15 protein-coding genes and 3 pseudogenes are annotated in these 22737 nt (G+C 42.9%); 3 read left to right on the forward strand and 15 right to left on the reverse strand.

The window, feature by feature from the left end:
• Nucleotides 1–8: 8 nt before the first annotated feature.
• The 5 genes from AC1DLI_RS25230 to AC1DLI_RS25250 form a co-directional block, all read right to left on the reverse strand.
• A complete protein-coding gene (locus AC1DLI_RS25230; protein WP_477607226.1) occupies nt 9–893 on the reverse strand; it encodes a carbohydrate ABC transporter permease in 885 nt (294 codons plus the stop codon).
• Between the two features lie 27 nt (nt 894–920).
• Nucleotides 921–1838 (reverse strand): ABC transporter permease, encoded by a 918-nt coding sequence (locus tag AC1DLI_RS25235; RefSeq protein WP_477607227.1) that lies wholly within the window; start codon nt 1836–1838, stop codon nt 921–923.
• 83 nt (nt 1839–1921) lie between these two features.
• On the reverse strand, nt 1922–3607 hold the full coding sequence (locus AC1DLI_RS25240) for a type 2 periplasmic-binding domain-containing protein (RefSeq protein WP_477607228.1): 1686 nt from the start codon (nt 3605–3607) through the stop codon (nt 1922–1924).
• A 145-nt stretch (nt 3608–3752) separates the two neighbouring features.
• Nucleotides 3753–5366, reverse strand: coding sequence for a helix-turn-helix domain-containing protein (locus tag AC1DLI_RS25245; protein WP_477607229.1), 1614 nt, complete (start codon nt 5364–5366; stop codon nt 3753–3755).
• Nucleotides 5359–7140, reverse strand: coding sequence for a sensor histidine kinase (locus AC1DLI_RS25250; RefSeq protein ID WP_477607230.1), 1782 nt, complete (start codon nt 7138–7140; stop codon nt 5359–5361). The genes AC1DLI_RS25245 and AC1DLI_RS25250 overlap by 8 nt, the downstream gene beginning before the upstream one ends.
• A gap of 431 nt (nt 7141–7571) precedes the next feature.
• On the opposite strand from AC1DLI_RS25250, the pseudogene AC1DLI_RS25255 reads away from it, so the two are divergent.
• A pseudogene (locus tag AC1DLI_RS25255) lies at nt 7572–7655 on the forward strand (IS3 family transposase); the annotation flags it as partial.
• Nucleotides 7656–7730: 75 nt separating this feature from the next.
• On the opposite strand, the gene AC1DLI_RS25260 reads toward AC1DLI_RS25255, so the two are convergent.
• From AC1DLI_RS25260 to AC1DLI_RS25280, 5 genes and pseudogenes are all read right to left on the reverse strand, one after another.
• Entirely contained in the window at nt 7731–9431 is a 1701-nt protein-coding gene (locus AC1DLI_RS25260; protein ID WP_477607231.1) for a type 2 periplasmic-binding domain-containing protein, read from the reverse strand.
• 74 nt (nt 9432–9505) lie between these two features.
• A complete protein-coding gene (locus AC1DLI_RS25265) occupies nt 9506–10402 on the reverse strand; it encodes a carbohydrate ABC transporter permease (RefSeq protein WP_477607232.1) in 897 nt (298 codons plus the stop codon).
• A 3-nt stretch (nt 10403–10405) separates the two neighbouring features.
• Nucleotides 10406–11299, reverse strand: a complete 894-nt coding sequence (locus AC1DLI_RS25270) for an ABC transporter permease (RefSeq protein ID WP_477607233.1) — start codon at nt 11297–11299, stop codon at nt 10406–10408.
• A gap of 170 nt (nt 11300–11469) precedes the next feature.
• Nucleotides 11470–11838 (reverse strand): annotated as a pseudogene (locus tag AC1DLI_RS25275) (suppressor of fused domain protein); the annotation flags it as partial.
• Nucleotides 11839–12196: 358 nt separating this feature from the next.
• Nucleotides 12197–13039 carry a helix-turn-helix transcriptional regulator gene (locus AC1DLI_RS25280; RefSeq protein WP_477607234.1) on the reverse strand — a complete coding sequence of 281 codons (843 nt, stop codon included), beginning with the start codon at nt 13037–13039 and terminating at the stop codon, nt 12197–12199.
• 116 nt (nt 13040–13155) lie between these two features.
• Between AC1DLI_RS25280 and AC1DLI_RS25285 the strand changes: the two genes are divergently transcribed.
• Nucleotides 13156–15141, forward strand: a complete 1986-nt coding sequence (locus AC1DLI_RS25285; protein ID WP_477607235.1) for a beta-galactosidase — start codon at nt 13156–13158, stop codon at nt 15139–15141.
• A gap of 283 nt (nt 15142–15424) precedes the next feature.
• Here the strand turns inward: AC1DLI_RS25285 and AC1DLI_RS25290 are convergent, their stop codons facing one another.
• Nucleotides 15425–17602, reverse strand: a complete 2178-nt coding sequence (locus tag AC1DLI_RS25290; protein ID WP_477607236.1) for an alpha-galactosidase — start codon at nt 17600–17602, stop codon at nt 15425–15427.
• Between the two features lie 205 nt (nt 17603–17807).
• On the opposite strand from AC1DLI_RS25290, the gene AC1DLI_RS25295 reads away from it, so the two are divergent.
• Nucleotides 17808–18626 carry an AraC family transcriptional regulator gene (locus AC1DLI_RS25295; RefSeq protein ID WP_477607237.1) on the forward strand — a complete coding sequence of 273 codons (819 nt, stop codon included), beginning with the start codon at nt 17808–17810 and terminating at the stop codon, nt 18624–18626.
• Here the strand turns inward: AC1DLI_RS25295 and AC1DLI_RS25300 are convergent.
• The 4 genes and pseudogenes from AC1DLI_RS25300 to AC1DLI_RS25315 all read right to left on the reverse strand — a co-directional run bounded on the left by AC1DLI_RS25300 (nt 18598) and on the right by AC1DLI_RS25315 (nt 22643).
• Nucleotides 18598–18906 carry a hypothetical protein gene (locus AC1DLI_RS25300; protein WP_477607238.1) on the reverse strand — a complete coding sequence of 103 codons (309 nt, stop codon included), beginning with the start codon at nt 18904–18906 and terminating at the stop codon, nt 18598–18600. The genes AC1DLI_RS25295 and AC1DLI_RS25300 overlap by 29 nt on opposite strands.
• Before the next feature lie 349 nt (nt 18907–19255).
• Nucleotides 19256–19513: pseudogene (locus AC1DLI_RS25305) on the reverse strand (sigma-70 family RNA polymerase sigma factor); the annotation flags it as partial.
• Between the two features lie 261 nt (nt 19514–19774).
• On the reverse strand, nt 19775–22027 hold the full coding sequence (locus AC1DLI_RS25310) for an AAA family ATPase (RefSeq protein ID WP_477607239.1): 2253 nt from the start codon (nt 22025–22027) through the stop codon (nt 19775–19777).
• Nucleotides 22028–22181: 154 nt separating this feature from the next.
• Nucleotides 22182–22643, reverse strand: coding sequence for a hypothetical protein (locus AC1DLI_RS25315; RefSeq protein ID WP_477607240.1), 462 nt, complete (start codon nt 22641–22643; stop codon nt 22182–22184).
• Nucleotides 22644–22737: the final 94 nt, after the last annotated feature.

Consider the following 22737-nt stretch of genomic DNA (forward strand, 5'->3'; position numbering starts at 1 on the left):
TACACACCTCACCCTTTTACGCTTCCTAGTACGATTCCTTTAACAAAATACTTTTGCAGAAATGGATAGATACACAATACCGGCAGCATGGAGACAAACAGTTGAGCAGCCATGACGGTTCGATTCGAAATATTGGCGATAAGCGATAAATCGTTTGCGTTCATATTCGTTAAATCTCTAGAGACAATAACAGTTCTCAAATAGGTTTGTAGAGGATAGTTGCTAGGCGAGTTCATATATATCATGCCGTCAAACCAAGAATTCCAATGGAAAATGATTGTAAACAAAGCAATAGTCGCCAAGGACGGCATAGAGATTGGTAAATAAATACTCCATAACGTTCTCCAAGCTCCGGCTCCGTCCATCTGCGCCGATTCATCAAGCTCATGCGGCTGCGTACGGAAGAAATTCAGCATCAGTACAACATTGAATACATTAACCGCCGAGGGTAGGACGAGCGCCCAAATGGAGTCCATAAGCCCCGTTTCTTTGACCACCATAAAGGTCGGTATTAAGCCGCCGTTAAAGATCATCGTCACAACAAAAAACCACGAGTATGCCGTTCTCGATCTGAACTTCAATTGGGATTTGGAAAGCGGGTAAGAAGCTAGAACGGTAAGTGTCAAGCTTAGTGAAACGCCGATAAAAAGCCTTTGAAACGATACGCCTACCGTGTTCATAAATACATTGTTGCTGAAAATGTACTTGTAAGAATCCAGGTTAAATCCGATCGGCCACACCGTAACCCAACCAGCGGTTACGGCGGCATTGCTGCTCAATGACATCGCGGCCATATGAGCAATCGGAAACAAACAGGTTAAGGAAAATAAGGTAAGGAAAATATAGTTGGCGTATATAAACAATTTACGAGAAAACGTACGTCTTTCAATCATTCTGAATACCTCCTTATGTGACAATGATTAAAAAATCCGATAATTCGCGAGCCTGTAGGCTAGCAGGTAGGAGGTGCAGATAAAGACAAAAGAAACAAACGACTTGAAAAGTCCAACAGCCGTTGCTACGCCATACTGCATCTGTTCCATTCCAATCCGGTAAACGTAGGTGTCCAGAATATCAGCACTAGAATAGACTTGAGGACTATATAAATTGAATACCTGATCAAATCCCGCATTCAAAATATTTCCAAGACTCAACACGCTCAGCAACACGATAATCGGTCTCATGCCTGGCAACGTAATATGCCACATTTGTTTCATATGACCCGCACCGTCTAATGAGGCCGCTTCGTACAACGATTTATCGATGCTTAGAATGGCGGCTAAATACACGATCGTATCAAAGCCAAGTTCTTTCCAAATGTGTGAAGCCACTAATATAAAACGAAACCACGGGCCCTCGCCAAGAAAATAAATCGGTTCAAATCCCAGAAACGCAAGAAAATTGTTTACGATGCCTCCCGATGGTGACAAAATATCAATCAGAATACCGGATAAGATAATCCATGAAAGAAAGTAAGGCATATAAACGACGGTTTGAACGGTACGCTTGAATAGCACATTTTTGACTTCATTAAGCAAAATCGCCAAGCCAAGCGGAAATACGATACCCACTATCATTTTCAAAAAAGAGATTAATAAAGTGTTCACTATAACCTGCATCGTATTGGGCATTCCAAATACATACTTGAAATTGTCAAGGCCAATCCACTCCGACCCAAACCAGCCATTAGATGGGATAAAATCCTGGAAAGAGATTACGATGCCAACGATCGGACCGTAGCTATATATGAGAACCAAGATGACCGCCGGCAGCAGCATCAAATGATAAGCGCCTGTAGACAACCGACGTTTGCGGGTTCCTTTCAACTCCATCGACATGCACACTCCATCCCTATGTTTATATAGAAGAAGGAGGAATGACCGAGGTCCTCCTCCTCCACTGTTACTTATCGATACTTCAATTACTTCGCTGCATCCCAATCATTAACTTCCTTCGTTACCTCTTCAAGACCCAACTGGTTCAATTGGCTAACGAATTTCTCAAAGTTATTAACCGAATCCGATCCCATAATCACTTTTGTGTAATACTCTATGACCGCTTGTTCAATCGTTTTGAGACGATTTTTCATGACGTCAGTCGAAGCCCCATAGAACTCATCCATTTTAAATAAATTGTTAGTTACATACTCATTCATGGATTTGAAAGAACCGGTTTCGCCGAATACCTTCTCGAATTGGGCATTGGCGTTGTCTCCGTCTTTATATTTTTGGATATTATCATAATATCCCTTTTCCTCTGCATTAAGCTTGGAAGTATCTCCTGTTTTGAACGCTTCTTTAAGCTTAAGATGCGCTTGGAGATTTTTTTGCGCTTTCCATGCTTTCGCCACCGTCCAGTGATGTCCTGGAGCCGGAGCAGGACCTAGAAATTTGTCATACTCCTCTTGCGACGTATCCCCGTAATTCAGCTCTGTCCAGAAATTAATCAGCTTCATAATGGCTTCTGGGTGCTCGTAACCGCTGCGCATCACATAGTAGTTCTCCACATTCAGCTTGATTTGAGGATTGGCTGGCTGATCGTCTTTGGAAACAATCGGATTTGCCAGCCAATTGGAATCCGGGAAGTTATCCTTTGTTTGCTGAAGTGGAAACATCCCGTTCCACATTGCGCCGATATTGAAACCAACTCGTCCTGCAGCAGCCAATTCGGCTGCTTTATTTGAATCCTTAGCTGCAAAATCTTTCTCGATTAACCCTTCTGTATAAAGTTTATTTAGATAGGTTAGAGCGTCTTTCACCTCGGGTAATGCACTGCCGTAAACAAGCTTGCCATCTTCTCCGCGGACCCAAGTTTTCGGATATGCATCAAATGCATTGAATAAACCAATTGCTTCTGCCAAGCCCGGCGATAGAAAATCTTTGTTCATCATCAGACCAACGGTATCGTTTTTACCATTGCCGTCAGGATCCTGTTCTACAACTGCTTTGATAGCTGTATAAAGTTCATCTGTCGTTTTTGGAGCTGGAAGTCCAAGCTTATCCAGCCAGTCTTGCCTAGCCCACAGGAAGGAGGCGCCGTCGATTGCCGAATTCGTTCCCGGAATCGCAATGAGCTTTCCTCCGAAGGTAGCGGACTCCAGAGCCGAATTGCCTTCCTCCGTAATAATTCCCTTCGTTAATGATGTCGCGTAGTTTTCATACACTTCTGTTAAATCGGTATACAGATTCGTTCTGGACAATGTAGCGAGTTGTTCCGTGCTAACGCCGATAAGATCAGGAATATCACCAGACGCAATGGCAACGCTCATTTTTTGTTTACCTGCGTCAGAACCCTTCGTGTACCAAAGAGGCTTGATTATAATGCCCAGTTCATCCCGATAGGCTTTAATCCATACGCTATTTTCCCATTTTTCTTCTGTAAAATCGTCAGCCATTGCATCCCCGATCGCCACCCCAACGGTTAATTCGATTGGCGGATCAAACTTAGCCATAGGATCAATAGGAGTATTCGTCTCCGTACTGACGCTATTATTGCCCCCATTATTTGTTGTCTGGTTTGCATTGTTCGTGCTGCATCCCGCCAGTAGAGCGATACTCAGCGTAATTGCGGATACCATTGTAAACACTTTCCGTTTTCTGTAGTTCATGCTTGCTCCCCCATTCAGTCCTGATTGCTTACAAGATAATCATACTTTTCTGCGCAACAGAAAACGATTTCAAATTTCCGATTATCCTTGTATTATTCCGACTTCCATGTATGGTCGTCGTGAATATGCAATTCCAACTCAAGTTTTAGGTTGTTCGGAACTCCTGTGGGGTTTGTCCCGTTTCCTTCTTAAAAAAACGGCTAAAATAACCCGCCGATGTAAACCCTAGCGTCTTAGCAATGTCTTGAACTAGCATACGCGGATCGGAAAGCATTTCCTTAGCTTTTTGAACCTTCAACGCCGCGATGTATTCGGTTATTGTTAGTCCTTTCGATTGTTTGAACATTCTTGATAGATAATCTGGATTCAAGTAAACTTGTTCAGCAAGTTTTGTTACCGAAAGGTCCCCATCTAAATGATCAACGATATATTGAATGATTGTACCTAATACATCCACCCGCATCTTCGAGGACTGTTCTGCGTGATAATGATGAAATAAATTAACGATATGTTGAAGCAAATCAAGCCCTTCCTTGCGAGAATGAAATGAAGAAGGCTGTAAAAGCTTGATAAGATGCGGTGCAGCCGTAGAATCACGGTCTAAACCTATTTTGTTTGCTGATGACAAAATCCGAAGCGCTACCGCGTAATACAACTCCAGGTACCTCATCTCATCTATGGCTTCCCATTCTGTAAATGAGGCAAGTTCAGTGAGAATCATCTGAACCTCATCCTTGCGTCCTGATTCAATATAAGTATCGAGCGCATTCGCACGTTTATGGAATACTTCTATGAAGCCACGCACATCGTCTTCGTATTGCTTCACTTTCGACTGCACATTCTTATCCGTTACAATAATTTGTTTGGCATCAAAATAGCGTGACAAAAAGGCCTTAAGCACGATAAACTGTTTGGCCACATCATTCCATTCGATTGCTCTTTCGGTAAGAGCGAACGAGAACGTATATCCTGTGGATTTTTCCACTGTCTGTTGAATCGTTTCGAGTGAGCCGTGTAAGAAAGTCATTAGCCCCTCTAGTGTCTGAAAAGAGTTTTCGCGATCTTGAATGAATATAACGTAATATTCCCGACTGTAGCTAACATCCGTAAACTTCAGATAGGGTGATAATAAACGAACGTTAACGGAATGCAGTGCCGTGAATAGGAGATCCTTTTCTGGAAGACGCATCTTCGAGCTGGCTAAATCCATCCTGGCTATTGCCATAGCTATTGGGCTATCCATAGAGAGTCTAATACCTAGCCCTTCCAGCGTGAGCTGATTGAACTCTGACTGCGACAACATGCCATCCAACAAGTCAGATAGATAAATGGCTCGATGGTGTGCGACTTGTTCCCTTTGTATTTCGCGTGCTTGCTTAATTAGCATTCCCATCTTCTGTTGTTCGTCAAGCAGGGCTATCGATTTGCGAACGACCTCAAGGATCGCCTCGTCACCCTCGGATTTCAAGACATAATTTTCCGCACCTTGCTTTATTGCATGGTGAATGTAATTAAATTCATCAAAGCCGGTTAAAAATATTAATTTGCACTCCGGCCAACTTTGCTTAACCCGATCACCGAGTTCTAACCCTGACATCTTAGGCATTTTAATATCAGTCAACAGGATGTCGAAACGTTTTTCGGACATGGTTTTTAAGGCTTCCAATGCAGTCGAAGCCTTATATAGCTCAAGTCTGTGTCCTTCCATCTCCAAGAATAATTCATACAAGCCGTCCAGAATCAACTTCTCATCATCCACTATTAGCATTCGATACATCCGCAGTCACCGCTTTCGGATTAATGATTAACTCTATTTTGACGCCGCCTAGTGCGCTTCTGCCGACCTTTATCCCACTCTCCGGGCCATATTTGTAACGAAGCCTTTTGTGGACATTCAGAATACCTGTAATTTCTTGCGTAATCTGTTTATTCTGCTCGTCCATTACTAGAGCAGAAAGCCTTTCTAATCCTTCTTCGCTATTCTCCCCGTTATCTTCGACGACAATAACAAACCTTTCATGTTCCGGTACATCCACAAACGTCACTCTGAGAATGCCGCCTTCCAGAACGTTCTCTAATCCATGAACAAATGCATTCTCCACTAATGGCTGAATAATTAGTCGAGGCACCGAATATGGCTTAAGACTTGCCGGTAATTCTTCAAATTCAACGGAAACACGGTCTGAGAATCTTGCTAACTGAAGCATGACGTAGTTACGTGCATGAGCAACTTCATTTTCGAGCGGTACCGTATCTCTCGAATTACGAGTAATGAACTGAAAATATTTAGCCAACTGATTGGTAAAGTTCACGGCTTCATCATCTTTTTCCATCTTAATGAGACGAATGATGCTGAATAGGCAATTATAAAGAAAATGTGGATTGATCTGCGACTGTAATTGTTTCAGCTCTGCATTCTGCAAATGAATTCGCTGGTTGTAAACTTCATCTATCGAGATTTTCAAATTAATCAGCATCTCATTGAAACGTTCATATATATAACCGAATTCGTCTTCTTTATCATGCCGGATATTCAGCTCTAAATTGCCTTCCTCGATTCGTTTAAATGCTCTTACAAGCTTGACCATAGGTTTATTAATGATTTTGTTGATATAATACAGATATAAGGCGACCATTAGGATGGTCATGCAAAAAAACAACCAGAACCATTTGTAATACTCCGAAATCGTTTTAAACATAGTTGGTTTATATAAGTAATGGTCTACGTATAAGCTGCTATCCATAAGACTGGAATGTGTGAAAATATAGGTTTGATCAAGTTTGGCGGGAGGCTGTCTAACCGTCGCTTGTTTAGATGGCAACGATCGTCCGTAATGTTTCCTAATTGGCTCTTCCAACTTCTCGTCATTGATTATGTACATATTTTCAGCATTCGTACCCAATCCCAAAATCAGTGCTCCTGAATAGTCCTTTTTTAACGCCGCTTGAAAACCACGCTGAATCTCGCTCGGCCGCAATTCCATTTCAATTATTATGTTTGGGATTGTGGCAAACTCGCTTTCTAATGGATAGGCCACGATGAGCAGTTTATTATTATAACTGATAACATTATAAGGATCATGAAGCTTCGCAACAGGCACGTCCTCATCTTTCAAATGCCCATACCCATCGACCGCCGAAATTTCCACGTTAATTCCGGGAAGGTACAGACGAGTGTCAACGATTAATTCGCTGCTATTGCGCATGGAGACAAGCTTGGATCGCAAGAAGTGAATAAGTTCTATTCGACGATATGATTCAAGAATGTCGTATGTATTAACTAACTTATTCAAATATGTATCATTTAGCATATCGTACTGAAGCGAGTTAAAACGGCTAATCGTATCATTTAGCTCCCTTAAATAATTCTCGGACTGAGTTTCAGCTGAGTCCATAATATCCTGGCGAAGTAGATTTGATGCCCAGCTGTATAAGATGCCAGCAAGGATATATATGGGTATCGTTGCAATAATAAAGGCAATGATTAGCCGCTTGTAAACCGAAGATTGCCAAACTTTTCGTGAAAGCTTCATCTCCGTCTCCTTTCCAACTTACAATGTAATATTTCATTATACCCATCACTTAAGATGTGTAACAACGAGACAATTCCGACTTCACTTTCACATTTCCGATATCCGTCTAGCCCCCTTACAATTAAGATTCGCGCAAAAAAACTACTAAGAGAACTCAGTAGTCAGGCTGTTGGTAATCCCGCATTTTTTATGTCTTCCACAAGCATACCTAAACGGCTGGGCATCGAATTAAACAAAATCTCCAGATCGCCAAGCTCATCTTTAGCCGTGTTGCGGATGCTGACATCGAATTGATCTTGATTGACATTTACATACGCGTTCCTAGCTTATGAATGCGCCACACGACATTTTTCAGCACCGTCATAATCAAAAAAATGGAACAAAGCAGAAATTTGTCCCTGTAGCTTTCAAGCGCAAGATACCGCGCAGACTATATCCACTTTTACATTAACGAACGGTTACAAGCAAAACTAAACGGCCTCAGTCCGATGGAATACAGAACTAAGGCCGCTTAATTGATTTTTATTTATTGTTCTGTCTGCTTGACGAAGTGCAGTTCACTACAAGGATTGCTCCCTCATTGTTTATAGCTATCCTTGCTCTTTCAGCAATACTTCATATTGCTCCTGCCATTCTTGCTTAACTTCAGTCCAGTGCCCACGTTTCTCAAGGGCATCGCGGAAAGCCAACCAAGTTGCTTCGAACTGCTCGTCGCTTTTGGACATGATGAATTTCGCTCTATATTCTTTACGAATGTTTTCGAGCTCAGGCAAGTATTTCTCTAGCAGACCGCCTGCCTTCGCTTTAACTAAGTCATAGGTTTGCGTGCTGCGCACGGCGCCCATCTGTCCAACCGTTGCCGTGAATTCCGACGTTTTTTCGTTTCCGACTTTATCACCTGTGCCGTAATTCCACCACGGATACCAGTCGTTATTGTAAGAAGAAATCATGTAAAGCTCTGGCGTTACTTTCGCTTTCTGTGCAGGCTCGCCAGAATTACGCGCTTTATCATATTCTGCATCAATATAATTCCATCGACCTAGCGGCTGATCGATCCAGCCCCAAAACTTTCCTTCCGGTCCTTCGTTAATGACTTGCTGCTGTTCCGCTCCAGGCTTAAGTGAGTAATCAAGAAACTTCAAAACCGCCTCTAGATTTTTGGAATCTTTGCTAATGTAGACGTCATATCCTGGATACGGATTGATGACAGTGTTCGCGCCAAGCTTCTCGACGCCCTCTACCTTAGGGAATGGAACGACTTGATAGAACCAGCCTGGCTCAGTCGGGCCGTCCAGCGTCTCCCAGATTGAATTATCCACGTTAAAGAAGGAGCCTACGTTCATTGCTACGCGTCCAGCTTTGTTTTTCTCTTTGTAGCGTTCCTTTTTATCGGTTACGACCTCTGGGTCCACCAGATTGGAACGATACATTTTGTTCATCCATTGGTAAGCCACTTTATACTGTGGGTCGTCATACAAGAGGACAAGGTCGTCACCCTTCTTCTCTACCGGGATAATACCGCCTCCCGTCGTTACGCCAAACGTGCTCAAAACTGTATTTTCATCGTTCCAGCCTGCCGTATCGTTAGGATCCATTAAGAAGCTAAGCGGAATTAGCGGCTTGCCTGATGCGTCTTTTTGCTCAGCGGCTTTTTTCAAGTACGCTTCAACGCCTTCAATCGTAGCCAAATCAGCCGTGGTCATTCCCGCTTTCTCAAGCACGTCCGTACGGACAAGCCATGTTTGCGATGCCCAGCCCGGCCATGGATTGTCTGGATTTTGGTCGAACCAGGTTGGAATGGACCAAATATGCCCGTCCGCATCCTTCATTTGGTCCAAATATTGCTTAGGAATCGCTGCAAGGTTAGGATATTGATCAGGCATATCGAAATATTGCTCGACTGACATAATTTTATTGGAGCGAATCATCGCTGCTTTCACGATTTCACTGCGGTTGAAGACCGCTGCATCTTCGAAGCCGCCCGTATTCAGCTTCAAGTTAAGCGCCGTAACGGCGTCACCTTGAGTAGCTTCAAGCACAACTTCAATGCCTGGCTCCGTTTCCTTCCAATTTTTTTGGACGAGGCTATCATTATTAACCGTTGCTGACCAGCCCAGCCATAGATTGAATTTGTTCGAGCCTTTTGTCGTTTCCGTTCCGCCTTGCGCTGCGTTCGTGCTTTTCGGATCGTTCTTGGATGCGTTCGAACCGGAACATCCTGCGACCACAGAAAGCAGTACGACCGCGGACATAGCCATTAAACCGGTCTTCTTTACCCATTTGCTCTGCATGCTTCTTTTCTCCCCTTTTCGCTTGCCTAAATAACGGTATGTGATGAAGCCCAATACCCTCAAAGTAACGGCTCTTAACCTTTGACCGAGCCGATCAATACGCCCTTCACGAAATACTTCTGAAGGAACGGATACACACATAGAATCGGAATCGCGCTTACCATGACGGTTGCCATTTTGACTGACATGAGTGTCACGTTTTGCATTTGCGATCCTCTGGCTAGTGCTTCCTGATTCGAGTTCGAGCCCAGAATGGCTGACATATCCTGTGCCGACAATAACTGCTGCAGAAACGTTTGTACCGGAATAAGATCCTGCTTGGTAACGTAGAACGCCCCGGCGAACCAATCATTCCAATGGCCGACTGCGGTGAACAATCCGATCGCCGCGAGCATCGGCTTCGACAGCGGAACGATAATTTGGAGCAATACGCGGAACGGTCCTGCACCGTCCAGCTCTGCCGACTCCACAAGAGCCTCCGGAATGCCTTGAATGAACTTCAGCATGACAAACATATTCCAAGCCGAGAACATGCCAGGTATGATATAAACTAAGAAGTTGTTAATAAGTCCCAAATTATAAAGTTGAATATAAAGAGGCACAAGCCCGCCGCTGAAAAGCATCGTCAGCAAAATATAGCTTAGAATCGATTTGCGGAATGGAACCTTCGTATACGATAAGCCGAATGCCACCATCAGCGTGACCATAAGGCCAGCTATTGTACCCGCAATCGTACGCAATATTGTAATGAGATAAGCGTGCTGAATTACTTCGTTACCGAGTACGATTTCATAGTTGATTAGCGTGAATGCCCTAGGCCATAAATATACGCCGCCCTTCGCTGCGTCGGTTCCCTCATTCAGCGAGATCGCCAGCATATAGGCAAACGGATACAGCACGGACACACATAGCAGAATCATGAGAACGACAAGGATGCTTTGTGAGATGAGTTCTCCCATTGTACGTTTCATCGGTTACCACAACCCCTCGCCGTTCAATTTTCTAGATACCTGATTCGTGAACACGACTAGAATAAGACTTATTACGGATGACAGCAGTCCGATAGCGGTCGCCATACCGAAATACCCCTGTTGCAGGCCAGTTCGAAGAACATACGTATCAAGAACGTCCGCCACCTGCATGTTTGCCGGATTCAAGAGCGGATAAATCTGATCCATGCCTACGGTAATCAGGCTTGGAATGCTAAGAATAAGGACGATCGAGACCGTTGGGATCATGCCTGGCAGCGTGACATGCCGAATCTGTGCCCATTTGCCCGCGCCTTCCACCTTGGCCGCTTCATATTGCTGGGGATCGATCGCCGTAATCGCCGCGAGATATAGAATCGTATTCCAGCCCACTTCTTTCCATAAACCGCTAGAGACGATCATTGGCCGGAACCAGCTCTCCGAGCCTAGGAAAAAGATAGGTTCTCCGCCCATTTTCGCAATCAAGTCGTTTGCCAAACCGCCGTCTAGCGTAAGAAAGGATTGTAGAATATAAGCAACGACAATCCATGAGAAGAAGTGAGGCAAGTAGCTGACCGATTGAACAAATCTTTTGAAGCCTGCGCTCACCAATTCATTAATCATTATGGCCAATATGATTGGAGCCGGAAATCCGAATACGAATTTCAATACCGAAATAAACAACGTATTTTTCACGACGATCCAAAACTGAGGCTCTTGCAGAAACGTGAAGTTTTGGAATCCAACCCACGCGCTGTCCCATATAGAGGACCCGATCTGAAAATCGCGGAATGCGATTTGAATGCCCGCCATCGGAACATAGTTAAACAGAAACAAAAGCAAAACTGCCGGTAAAATCATGACATACTGCCAACGATATTTGTATAATTGTGCTAACATGATGTCGCATCCCTCCTTCTGTTATACATTGTAAGGGGTTACAATTAGTTAAACCATATAACGTTGATTGGATTTTCATCGTAATGATTTGTTCTTTGTGCCAGAACAAAAAAAAAGCGGCCATGAGGCCACCTGTTAATATCTTCGTTTTTTCTCGAGAATGCTTATTGTTACCTTATCCATTTGGAGAAAAAGGATTGCTTGCATGCGTTTTTTATATTTAAATTAATCACATCATCGATTCGATTGTTGGGAAACTTCCTAGCGAGCGCTTCACTACCCTGATTTAATTTGAATTTCATCTCTTCATCGAATAGCGGAACAAGGCAGTAGCAGCGTACATTGCATTCGCTGTCCATTATTAGTATATGAAAGGCAGTCTCTTTACGATTGGGAGATAGAAGATTGATGCCCGTCATCTTTTTGTCCGTTGAAAAAGGTTCTGTTGGATCTCCATTAGGAATGGTAGGTCCTTCGCTGAGCCAAGTATGGTGTTCATGAGGCAATCTTGCCAGCTTTTTCAACCAGTGGATTGGCCAATAGTGATTAAAATCTTTGAACGCCTAATCCGATAGCGGTCAGTCAGGCGGAAGTAAAACATTAGCTCTGCATATCGGTAAACTTCTTTGCCCTCTGGATATTCATGAGCAGATAGCTCATCCCCGTTATGAACTATACATAATAGGGTTGATGCGGAGTTGGCTTAATATGATGCACATCAATGAGAATCAAATCTTTGAAGAATGCCTGCTCAAGCAAAGCTGGCATTTCACTGAAATCCTAATAAAAACGCGTTATCCCATATGGATAACGCGTTTTTTATGTCCAATGAATTTGCTTCCAAGAAGTTGACTAGGTACAAATTTACTCTCCGTACGCACTTAGACAGCACATATGTTACGACTTCTGATAGCTACGGCGGAAGGCACCAGGAGTCAGCCGTTCCAGCTTCTTGAAGATAGCTCCATAATAGCTGGCAGATTCGAAGCCGACTTGATGAGCAATATCCTGCATCCCGTGCTGCACATTGTCGAGCAGCAGTTCCTTGCTCTTGTTGATCCTTACCTGATTGACATAACTAATAGGGCGAATGCCTGTCGTCTTCTTGAACAAATGGCAAAAATATTCCGGTGTGACGCACAACAATCCGGCGAGCGTATGCAAAGCAATCTCTTCAGCATAATGCTGGTCAATGTAATCCAAGACCGGTTTTAACCGCTCATACTGCTGCCCGACGGTATCGCTACCTTCGACAGAGACGCGCTGAATAATTTCCGTCAATAAGGTATAGAGGATGGCGGAACAGGCGTAATTGCTTAACGTTTGCTCTTGCGGCGTAAGGGCAGCTTGCAGCAGCTCCCGCATGCGGGATAAAAGGTATTCGGGCGATGCAAGCGCGAATACGCATGTGTCTACAATGCCGACTGTTTCAAACAAGCTCGCTGACCCGCTGCCATCAAAGATAATCCAGTCGACTTCCCAGTTCCCCGACAAAGCATAGTATTCGTGCTTCTGACCGGGGAACAGCAGCATGCCCATGCCTTGCTTGACGATATACTCCGTTTCGCTTAGCTTGAGCTTGCCTTCGCCACTGCGGCATTGAATCCACTGATAATCGAGAATGCCTGGGTCTCGGCGTATATGCTCCTGTTCATGATGCAGGCCAATGCCAAGCAAATAAAAAGGGAGCAGCTTGTCTCGGGCGGAAAGTACTGGGAAAACGCGATTGGGATGAGGCATGCGATCAACTCTCCTGATATCTTAATATTGTTATACTATATTAATTATTTAAGATTTTCACTCCAGTTAATATATCATATACTCGCAATATATTGATGGACAAAGGAGATTACAGAATGGCGATTAAGATCGGAATCGATTATTATCCAGAGCAATGGGCTCCCGAGCTTTGGGAGAAGGATGCTGCGCTTATGCAAGAAACAGGTGTTGCAGTTGTACGATTCGCGGAGTTCGCCTGGAGCCGAATGGAGCCAACCGAGGGTAATTATCGGTTTGAATGGTTGGATGCGGCTATAGAAGTATTCGCCGCACGCGGCATGGAGATCGTATTATGCACACCTACCAATACGCCGCCGAACTGGATGACAACCCGTTATCCGGATGTGCTGCCAAGGGATGAGCAACGTCAAATCATCCGGCCGGGTGTGCGTGGACATCGCTGCAACAACAGCTATTCCTTGAGAATGCTGGGCTCCAAATTTGTGGAAGTGATGTCACAGCGCTATGCGAAGCATCCCGCCGTCATTGGCTGGCAAATCGATAACGAGATGCACTATCAAGAATGCCATTGCGACACGTGCAATCGTGCATTTGTCGCTTGGCTGCAGAAGCGTTATTCCAGTCTGGAAGAGATAAACCGGGAGTGGGGCATGGTCGTCTGGAGCGGAGAGTACAGCAGTTGGGCCGAGGTAACAACGCCGCTCGGTACGAGTAAGCCGATGAATCCTTCTTATCTTCTAGAGTACAAGCGGTTCTGCTCGGACAGCGTAGGCTATCTGCTCGGATGGCAGCTTGAAATTATACGCAGCAACTGTCCAGGCCAATTCGTCACGCATAACATGTGGCAATTCCCGAATAGCTTGGACTATTATGATCTTTACAAAGAGTTGGACTTTGCCTCTGTCGATTATTACCCGAATGAGCTGTATCGCGATCATGGCGATCGGTTTCCGAGGAACGGAGCGCTGACGCTGGACTTGGTTCGCGGCATCAAGCGCCGCAATTTCTGGGTAATGGAGCAGCTGAGCGGAGCGCAAGGCGCCTGGATGCCAATTCAGCGCACCCCTTATCCCGGACTGATCCGAGCTCGTTCCTGGCAGACAATCGCCCGCGGCGCCGATATGGTCGTCCATTTCCGCTGGCGGAGTGCTGCCGTTGGAGCCGAACAGTTCTGGCATGGGCTTATCGACCATAGCAATGTTCCTGGACGCAGGTTCAGGGAGTTCGCGGAGCTTACTCGCGAGGTGAACCAGCTGGGAGAACTGCTTGCAGACTCGACGATCGTTACCCAGGTTGCTATTCTGCATTCGCATGATCAACACACGGCGCTTTCCCTTCAGGCGCAAACGGAAGGAGGAATGCATTATATAGACAACTTGTCCTCTATGCACAATGCATTTCTGAAAATGGGCGTCGGTACGGACGTTATCAACTGGACCGAGGAGCTCGATGGCTACAAGTTGGTCATTGTCCCATCCCTCTTTCTGTTAAGTGAAGAAGTAGCGCAGCGGCTGGAGCGATTCGCAGCCGGTGGTGGCACGGTCGTCCTCACCAATCGGACAGGCGTGAAGAACATGAGAAATGTATGTGAGATGCTGCCTCTGCCAGGGCTGCTTGCAGAAGCGGCGGGTGTTGTCGTGAGTGAATATGATGCAATCGGCAACAGCGAACATCGAATACGGAACGCGGCGGGACAGACATTCGCTGCGAAGCAATGGTGTGATTTGCTGGAACTGCGAGGAGCAGAACCGATTGCCTGGTATGACAACGACTTTTACGAAGGTGTGCCGGCGGTCACTGTCAATAAGCTTGGTGAAGGTGAAGTGTATTATGTCGGCACTTGGCCGGAGCCATCGTATTTCTATCAGCTGTTCGAAGGGATATTGAAGGAAAACGACTTGGCTCCCAAGCTCCAGCTGCCGGAAGGTGTCGAGCTCTCAATTCGAACGAAGGGTGAGGAAAGCTTCCTGTTCCTAATCAATTTGACGAATGATCAACGTGAGGTTACGCTTGACGTTCCCTATCGCAGCTTGTTGACGAGCGAGAGATCAGAGCAGAAGATCACGCTGCCCGCTCTGGGAGTAGATATTCTAACATTATAAGATCAAGCAGCTTGCATCTTGCTAAGGGCTGTCTCACAAAGCTGAATACTTTGAGGGACAGCCCTTTATCGATGTTCAACAGGAGTGTCGATGGACGCGTGATAAAAATGAAAGCATTTCATTCTTGTATATTCTATGTACAATATTTCTTTCATCCAAGGAGATTCTGCAACAAGAAAATATCTGACTCCCAGGCCATTTCGGCCGTTACATGCAAAATGCCCCTTTTCATAAAAATGGGGCATCAGTCAATTGCAAGTTCTCTAGAACATTTAAAGGAGTCTTACCCTAGCTTAATTGCTTTAAGTCTGAACGATCCACTTTCATAGTCTTTCTGATGATAAGCAAGGTGTAGTCCTAATTGCATGAGCCTGTCTCCCCCATAGCTTGACTTTTCACCATCGTCACCTGACCAAACTTCGTATTCAAGTTCCGGGTTAAGCCCATCAAGCCGCAAGGTTCTTCGCCTTGCATTCGGCACGGCCATCACTTGGAAAAAGTACACAACGGCTTCTTCTTTGTCTTCGGATACAAACATCCAAGCCGATTCGTTCCCTTCAAATGGACTCTTCAAGCGATACATATCGCCTTTTTGAACTAAACCACGAATTTGCTTGTAGGTGATGACTTGATTTTTGACAATCTCTTTTTCTTCATCGCTGAATTTGGTTAGATCAAGCTCATATCCAAAGTTTCCAGACATAGCGACGTTCCCTCGAAAATCAAGTGGCGTAATCCGTCCAACTTGGTGGTTAGGTACGGCTGATACATGAGCTCCAATTGCACTTACAGGGTAAACAAGGCTGGTACCGTATTGAATCTTTAACCTTTCTACAGCATCCGTATTATCACTTGTCCAGGTTTGAGGCATGTAGTAGAGCATTCCAGGGTCGAAGCGGCCTCCTCCACTTGAGCAACTCTCAAACAAAATATTCGGATATGCCGTGGTGATGCGTTCCAACAGCTCGTACAATCCTAAAACATAACGATGGGAAGTCTCCGATTGACGTTCAGGGGGCAGTGAAGCGGAACCCATTTCAGTTAGAGCGCGGTTCATGTCCCATTTCACATAAGAAACCGGCACGCTGGAGAAGATCGCTGAAAGGGAGTCGTAAATGTAATCTCGAACTTCCTTTCGAGTATAATCCAGCACGAGCTGCCACCTTGCTTCGCTGCGCCTGCGTCCAGGAACATGAAGACACCAGTCCGGATGCTCCCGGTAAAGATCGCTGTCCGGCGATATCATCTCGGGTTCAAACCAAAGTCCGAATTGAAGCCCAAGTCGATTAATGCGTTCCGCCACATCCGCAAGTCCGTCCGGCAGTTTTCGGCGATCCTCGTACCAATCACCAAGAGATGAATTATCGGAATCCCGCTTTCCGAACCAGCCGTCATCTAAAACGRACAGCTCTATTCCTAGCTTCTCCCCCTCTTCCGCTATTGCTAACAACTTTTCAGCATTAAAATTAAAATAAGTAGCCTCCCAGTTATTGACTAGAATCGGCCGCTCTTTATCCCGATATTCCCCTCGGCATAGCTTTGTCCGGTACAAGCGATGATAAGTACGCGACATCTCGCCCAACCCTTGCTTAGAGTAAACCATAACGACTTCCGGTGTTTGGAAACTATCACTTGGATTCAATAGCCATGTGAAATCAAAGGAATTCACTCCCATGCTAATTCGCGTAGAGCCGAATGAATCCACTTCAGCTACCGCTTCAAATCCACCGCTGTATACTAAGCTGAAGCCGTAAGCCTCACCATGGTTTTCTGTTGTTTCCGGAGTGACCAACGCGTAAAAGGGGTTTAATTGATGGCTGCTCATGCCTCTCTTGCTATCGATTCGAGTTTCACCTTGATGTAGCGCTCTACGGGTTATATTACCTTCTCGAGCCCAGGCTCCGGTGAGATAGATGATTTCTAAGTCCTCTTTATCCGGGAAGTCTACACTTGCACTTAAAGCACGGAGAAGCCGAAGCTTCTTTTCCCCTTCATTACTGAACCGCGCAGAACGGATAATGACATTCCGATCAACAAAAACAGTATAGATAAGGACAACTTTTAGACCAGAATAAGCATCCTTCAGCTCCAGCTCCAAAGTCTCTGCTTCGGTTTCATTTTCTACATAAACGGCTGGAAGTCCAGCTAATGAAGGCTTCCCCTTAATGAGCTTATATCCTTCGTACTTTAACTCCGTAATTCGGGTTCCATCCTCAAGCTCTACTTGATAAGCCKGGTTACGAAAATCCCCGCTCCCGTATTGAGGGTATTCTTGGAATAAGCGATCCAATCCAGCCTTCTCGGCAGTGTGAATTAATAAATCCGCCATGGGTTCCCTATGCTTCAGGTTGCCCCCCCAATATACATGGATAGGATATCCATCCTTAATTTGAATAAGATAACTCATGCCGACCGACTGCAGGTGAAAAAGCCCCGTATTCTCTTGAACAATGATGCCCATTAAACTTCTCCTCTCAACACTACCCTCTTAGAGCAAATGTTTTAATGTATTCTCAAAATAAAATATGGTTTTAAGCTTGGCACTAATTAATTGATGCTTTGTCAACTATACAGGAATAATATATCAATACTTAATATTGCGTACATAGCTTGATGCTCACTAGTTATGTTATAATGCTTGGAATTTAATATGAAGGGGATATACCATGATTGAGTATTTGTCACGAAGCAAACAGCACACTGAATTGTATTTAACACAATTTGGCATTGAAGAATGTATTCCAAGTCATTTTTTTGGGCCAGCCATAAGAAGTCATTTTCTTCTTCATTATATTTTGGACGGAGAAGGAATCTTTGAAGTCGACGGAAACAAATACCGGCTTCAGAAGGGTCAGGGTTTTCTTATTAGCCCAGCTGTCATTACTTATTATCAAGCCGATTCCAGAAGCCCTTGGTCTTATTGCTGGTTTGGTTTTGACGGAACATTGGCAGAATTGCTCCTCAAGCAAGCAGGATTAACGAGGGAATGCCCCATACTCAACTGTGGTAAAGACGATATGATTTATAAATATTTGAAGTTAATGGCCGAGCCCAATGAAAATCATAAAACGAGAGAAACCAGGCTGACCGGTTTGCTTTACCTATTATTATCCCTGCTTGCAGAATCTGGTCCAGTAACGCCTATAGAGCAAAAGGAAAGTCGTGCGGAAATTTACGTTGAAAAGGTAAAGGAAATCATCGAAACTAACTTTGCTCAGAAAATTACCATTGGAGACATTGCCAGCATAATCGGACTCAATCGCAGCTATCTATGTTCGTTATTCAAACAACAAATGAATACTAGTATTCAGGAATACTTAATTCGTATTAGGGTCCAAAAAGCATGTGAAATGATGGGGAACGTTGAGCTGACGATAGGTGATATCTCCCGCTCCGTCGGCTACAATGACCCTTTGCTCTTCTCCAAAATGTTTAAAAAGATTAAAGGAGCTTCCCCTAAGCATTATCGTGCTGAAACTGAATGATAATTCGTCCGTTTACCGTAATCACGTCGGTCCCATCCAGCAGACGAAGGCTCGCACGAAGTTCTTCTACTAAGCTTCGCCGCTGCTCCTCTCGGGGTACACCGGCTTGCTCACTGCCCACTGTCAAGATGAGCGTTCGGCACTGCAGTCGCTTCGTCACCTCCAGCGTTTCTTTCAATCCATCTAAATAAGACAAACGTGCGGAGGGCTTCGTCAGATTTGCATGCTTTACACAGAAGGCACTTAGCAATAAATTCAATTCCTGTGCCAGCTTCGTCATCAGACCTTAGTCCATCTTCTCTGTAAATCAGAACCTGCCAAACTCGAAATTCGAACCCGGCAGGGCCTTACCGAGCCTTGCCGCCATACGTTAATCCCGCAACGGATAGTTTTGAAGATCTGGCAGCTCGTCCTTCGTTATGGAGAAAGGGTGATGGTAAAATTTAATGAGCTGGTCGAGCTCCTAGCCTAGGGATAGAACCCATAGAACCCCTGACCTCATCGCTGCCAACAATGGACCAGCTGTCCCTAGCGATCAGATATGTCAAGTAAGAGAATGCTGACTCCCAAGGCTCCTCTGATTAATCCCATTTAATTGTTATACGGTATAACAAAATATACAAACCGATTCATCTCTTCGCCTTATAAAACTCATGATAAAGCTTCATCAGCGCCCTCTTCTCAATGCGCGACACATAACTCCGCGAAATCCCAAGCTCCTTCGCAATCTCCCGCTGCGTCCGCTCATCCCCGCCATGCTCCAGCTCGAAGCGGCCGATCACAACTTCCTTCTCCCGGTCATCGAGTATATCCAAATTCTTATATATCTTGCTCTTCTCAATTTTCAGCTGCACCTTATCCACGATATCATCAGCCTCAGTACCGACCCGATGTAAACCAAACGTCAACACATCTAAGTTCGTCCCTATAAAATAATATTCATGTCTCCGCACTCCACATACACCGTATTTGCAAAATATCTCTTGAAGATTTATTTTCTTACAATCGGATAAATCATTGGATTTACTAATCAGCCAAATGATTTGCGATGTTAAAGATCTCTTCTAGAGCTTTAATGATGAGGTTTTTTTCATTTTCACATCAATAATCCCAAAGATTTATTTAGTCCAGATCGGGCTTGATAAGAGTTACTCTGCTGCTGCACCAGCAGCTTCCCTGATCCCAGCAGTTACTTCTGAAACGACTTGAGATTGTGAATTTGCATTAATCTCAAATTCCTTCATCATCATACTGTAGTGAGCAAGATGATTTTTCTTCTCAAATATGCTCTTGAAGACACTCAAATATCTGCTTACTATGTCCAGGTTACTTTCTACATATAAATCTTCACTAACAGAATGAGAGCCATCATTTATCCATGATAGTAATGAACGACAAATCATTTTTTCATCATTATCAAAGTCATTTTCAAGATCATCAATATTTGTATCGCCAAAAAATTTAAAATAATTTTCAAGAATTCGTCTCATTGTATTTTGAATTGATACAAAATTATAATTATTTGGGTTCCTTAGTTCCTTCCAGAGTAATTCGTAAGATGTTCTAATTGGATTCCTAGAAAATGGCTCAATTGATGTTGTATCATTATTCTTTCTTAATATCCAATAAGTTGCTTCTCCAAAACTTTTATTCCCTTGGTTGAAGGTAACTTCTTTGTGAAAGTAAATATTATGCGTTAGAAGAAATAACTGTTTAATATCAGACGAATCCTCTTTTATTTCAAATATTATTTTTCTAATTAGACTACTAACCATAAAAAGAACGCTACTATCCAAACTGGAAATGGGGTCATCAATAACTACAATTTTCTCGGACTGTATATCCTTAATTTCATTACTACCTTTTAATAATTGGTAAAAATAAAGAAAAGTGATGAACGTCCTTTCACCTTCACTAAGTGTGTTATGTGCTTCTTCACCATTCTCTCGAACAATCCTATAATTTCCTTCTTCATCCGCGGAAGCCAAACGAAATGATTTAAAGCCAAATGAATGTAATATCTTATTAATCTCGGCTACGGAGTAATCAACGCTTGTAACTTGCTGTTGTTTTTGATGTAAATCTTGTTCAAACTGATTCATGAAATTTGCTTTTTGTTGTTTACTATTTTCTAATCCTAATATTACCCTTTCAAGATCTCCTTTCTTTTTCATAAATACTTGATAGTTCGAGCTATTTTGTTCGATTATGTATCTCCATACATCCCTAGACAGGTTTTCTTTTTCATTTTTTATATTTTCAATTAGTTTGTTATGCTTATCAATCTTTTGATTGGATTCCTTTACTTCTTGATTTATTTCAAAAATCAAAGCCTCTATCTCTGCCAATTCAACACTTCTGCTGGGCTCCTTTATTTTACCTTCAATTAACAATTTGTTTTCTTCAAGCTTCGATTTAATTAATTTCAGACTAATCTCTATTTTTTGTTTATTAATAAACTCACCTTTAGAATAATCCAACAAGAATTTAATTTGTATGATTACATTCTCCACATTCTCAATATATTTTTTCGATATCAAGTCTAATCGTTGAATGTTATCAATATAAGATTGATCAAAATATAAATTCAGCTTCTCCTCAAACATAGACGGAAGTGTTTGCTGGCAGAAAGGGCATACGTCATCTGTCTCTTTTACAATATTTTGACCTTGTTTAACCCAGTCACTTATTTGTAATTTTGTAATCAACGTAGCAATATCTACATCTTCTTTTCCGATGATTTTTCTTCTGAATATATGGTGATCATCTAATCGTTCCTCTAGTAATATTCTGTTATTTTTTTTGATCATTTCACCTTTTAACTCGTAAAGACTACTTTTGAGTTTCCCCAATTCTTCTAGCGAACGAATTTCTCTTGAATTGTTTGTGGCTTCCTCTAAAAATTTATCCATAAATTTATCTCGTGAATTTCTAACTCCTTCAATCGACTCTTTAAAAGAGTCATCCATTCTTTTTTTTATCTCCCAACATGAATCTTTAAAATCATCACTAATGCCAATTAAAACGGATTTCTTTTCAGAAATTGTCTCTTTTAATTTAAAAATTGCTTCATCATGTTTTCTTATTTTCTCTCTAAGTTCATTAATTTGAAACTGCAGCTCTACAGACTCTTTACCCAATGTGAATATTCCTCTAATGGAATTACCTATCCTAAAGTTTTCATCCACAAAATTTCGATTGTACACACAAATCTTGAGTACCTTACCATTCCAATCCATACTACTTTCAGGATACATTTCTGGTCTTCGTAGATATTCTGTTAATGTAGTTTTTCCAGAGCCATTGTTTCCATAAACGAAATTTATCTTCTTTAAACCATCCATCGAAACACCTAAATGATTATATGTAGCTGTATTTTTAATACTAAGTTTTTTGATCATACTGTTTTCTTGCCCCCATCTTTATCAAGTTCATATAGACTCATTCTATTCATTCGAGTTTGAGAAGTATGTCGAATACTGTAGACTAATGACTTGTATTTATGAATTGACCTTGCCCCTAATACTCAACATAACTTAACTAGTTGACCGCACACTATATAGCACCATCGATACTTACTCCATTGAACAAGTTGGGGTAGATATTAAATACGTGCAAAATTTTGTTGATTTTGGTATTAGAAGATATCGATACTAAACTCGGTATATCTTCAAACTTAAAATATCGATCATTTATACTACCTGAATACTGCTGCAATAAAAGAGATAAAAAGAATTTTTCACCTGAAGAAATTGATTTCACTACAGTTTCTAAATGATCAAAATTTATACCAACTACGTTTGTATTCTTATCAAATGCGCCTCGCCTAATCAATATACAATCTTCGAACTTTAATAAAGAAGTAGCAAAGATTTCTTCCCATAAATCTTTAATAAGTTTAAATTTTGTATATTTCTGATACTTCGTTTTTAGACATAACTCCAATTCTGATAAAACTTTTGTTAGTATATCTATAAGAATATTGGCTTTCTCAAGTGAAAAAGGATTACTATTCACAGTTCTCCCACCTAGGATATATTCCCTGTTTGATATTGTATTATCATGTACCAGTCTATTTCTATACTCCGAAACCTCTTCTATTGCACTTCTA

The sequence above is a fragment of the Paenibacillus sp. 01T443 genome, from assembly GCF_056398325.1.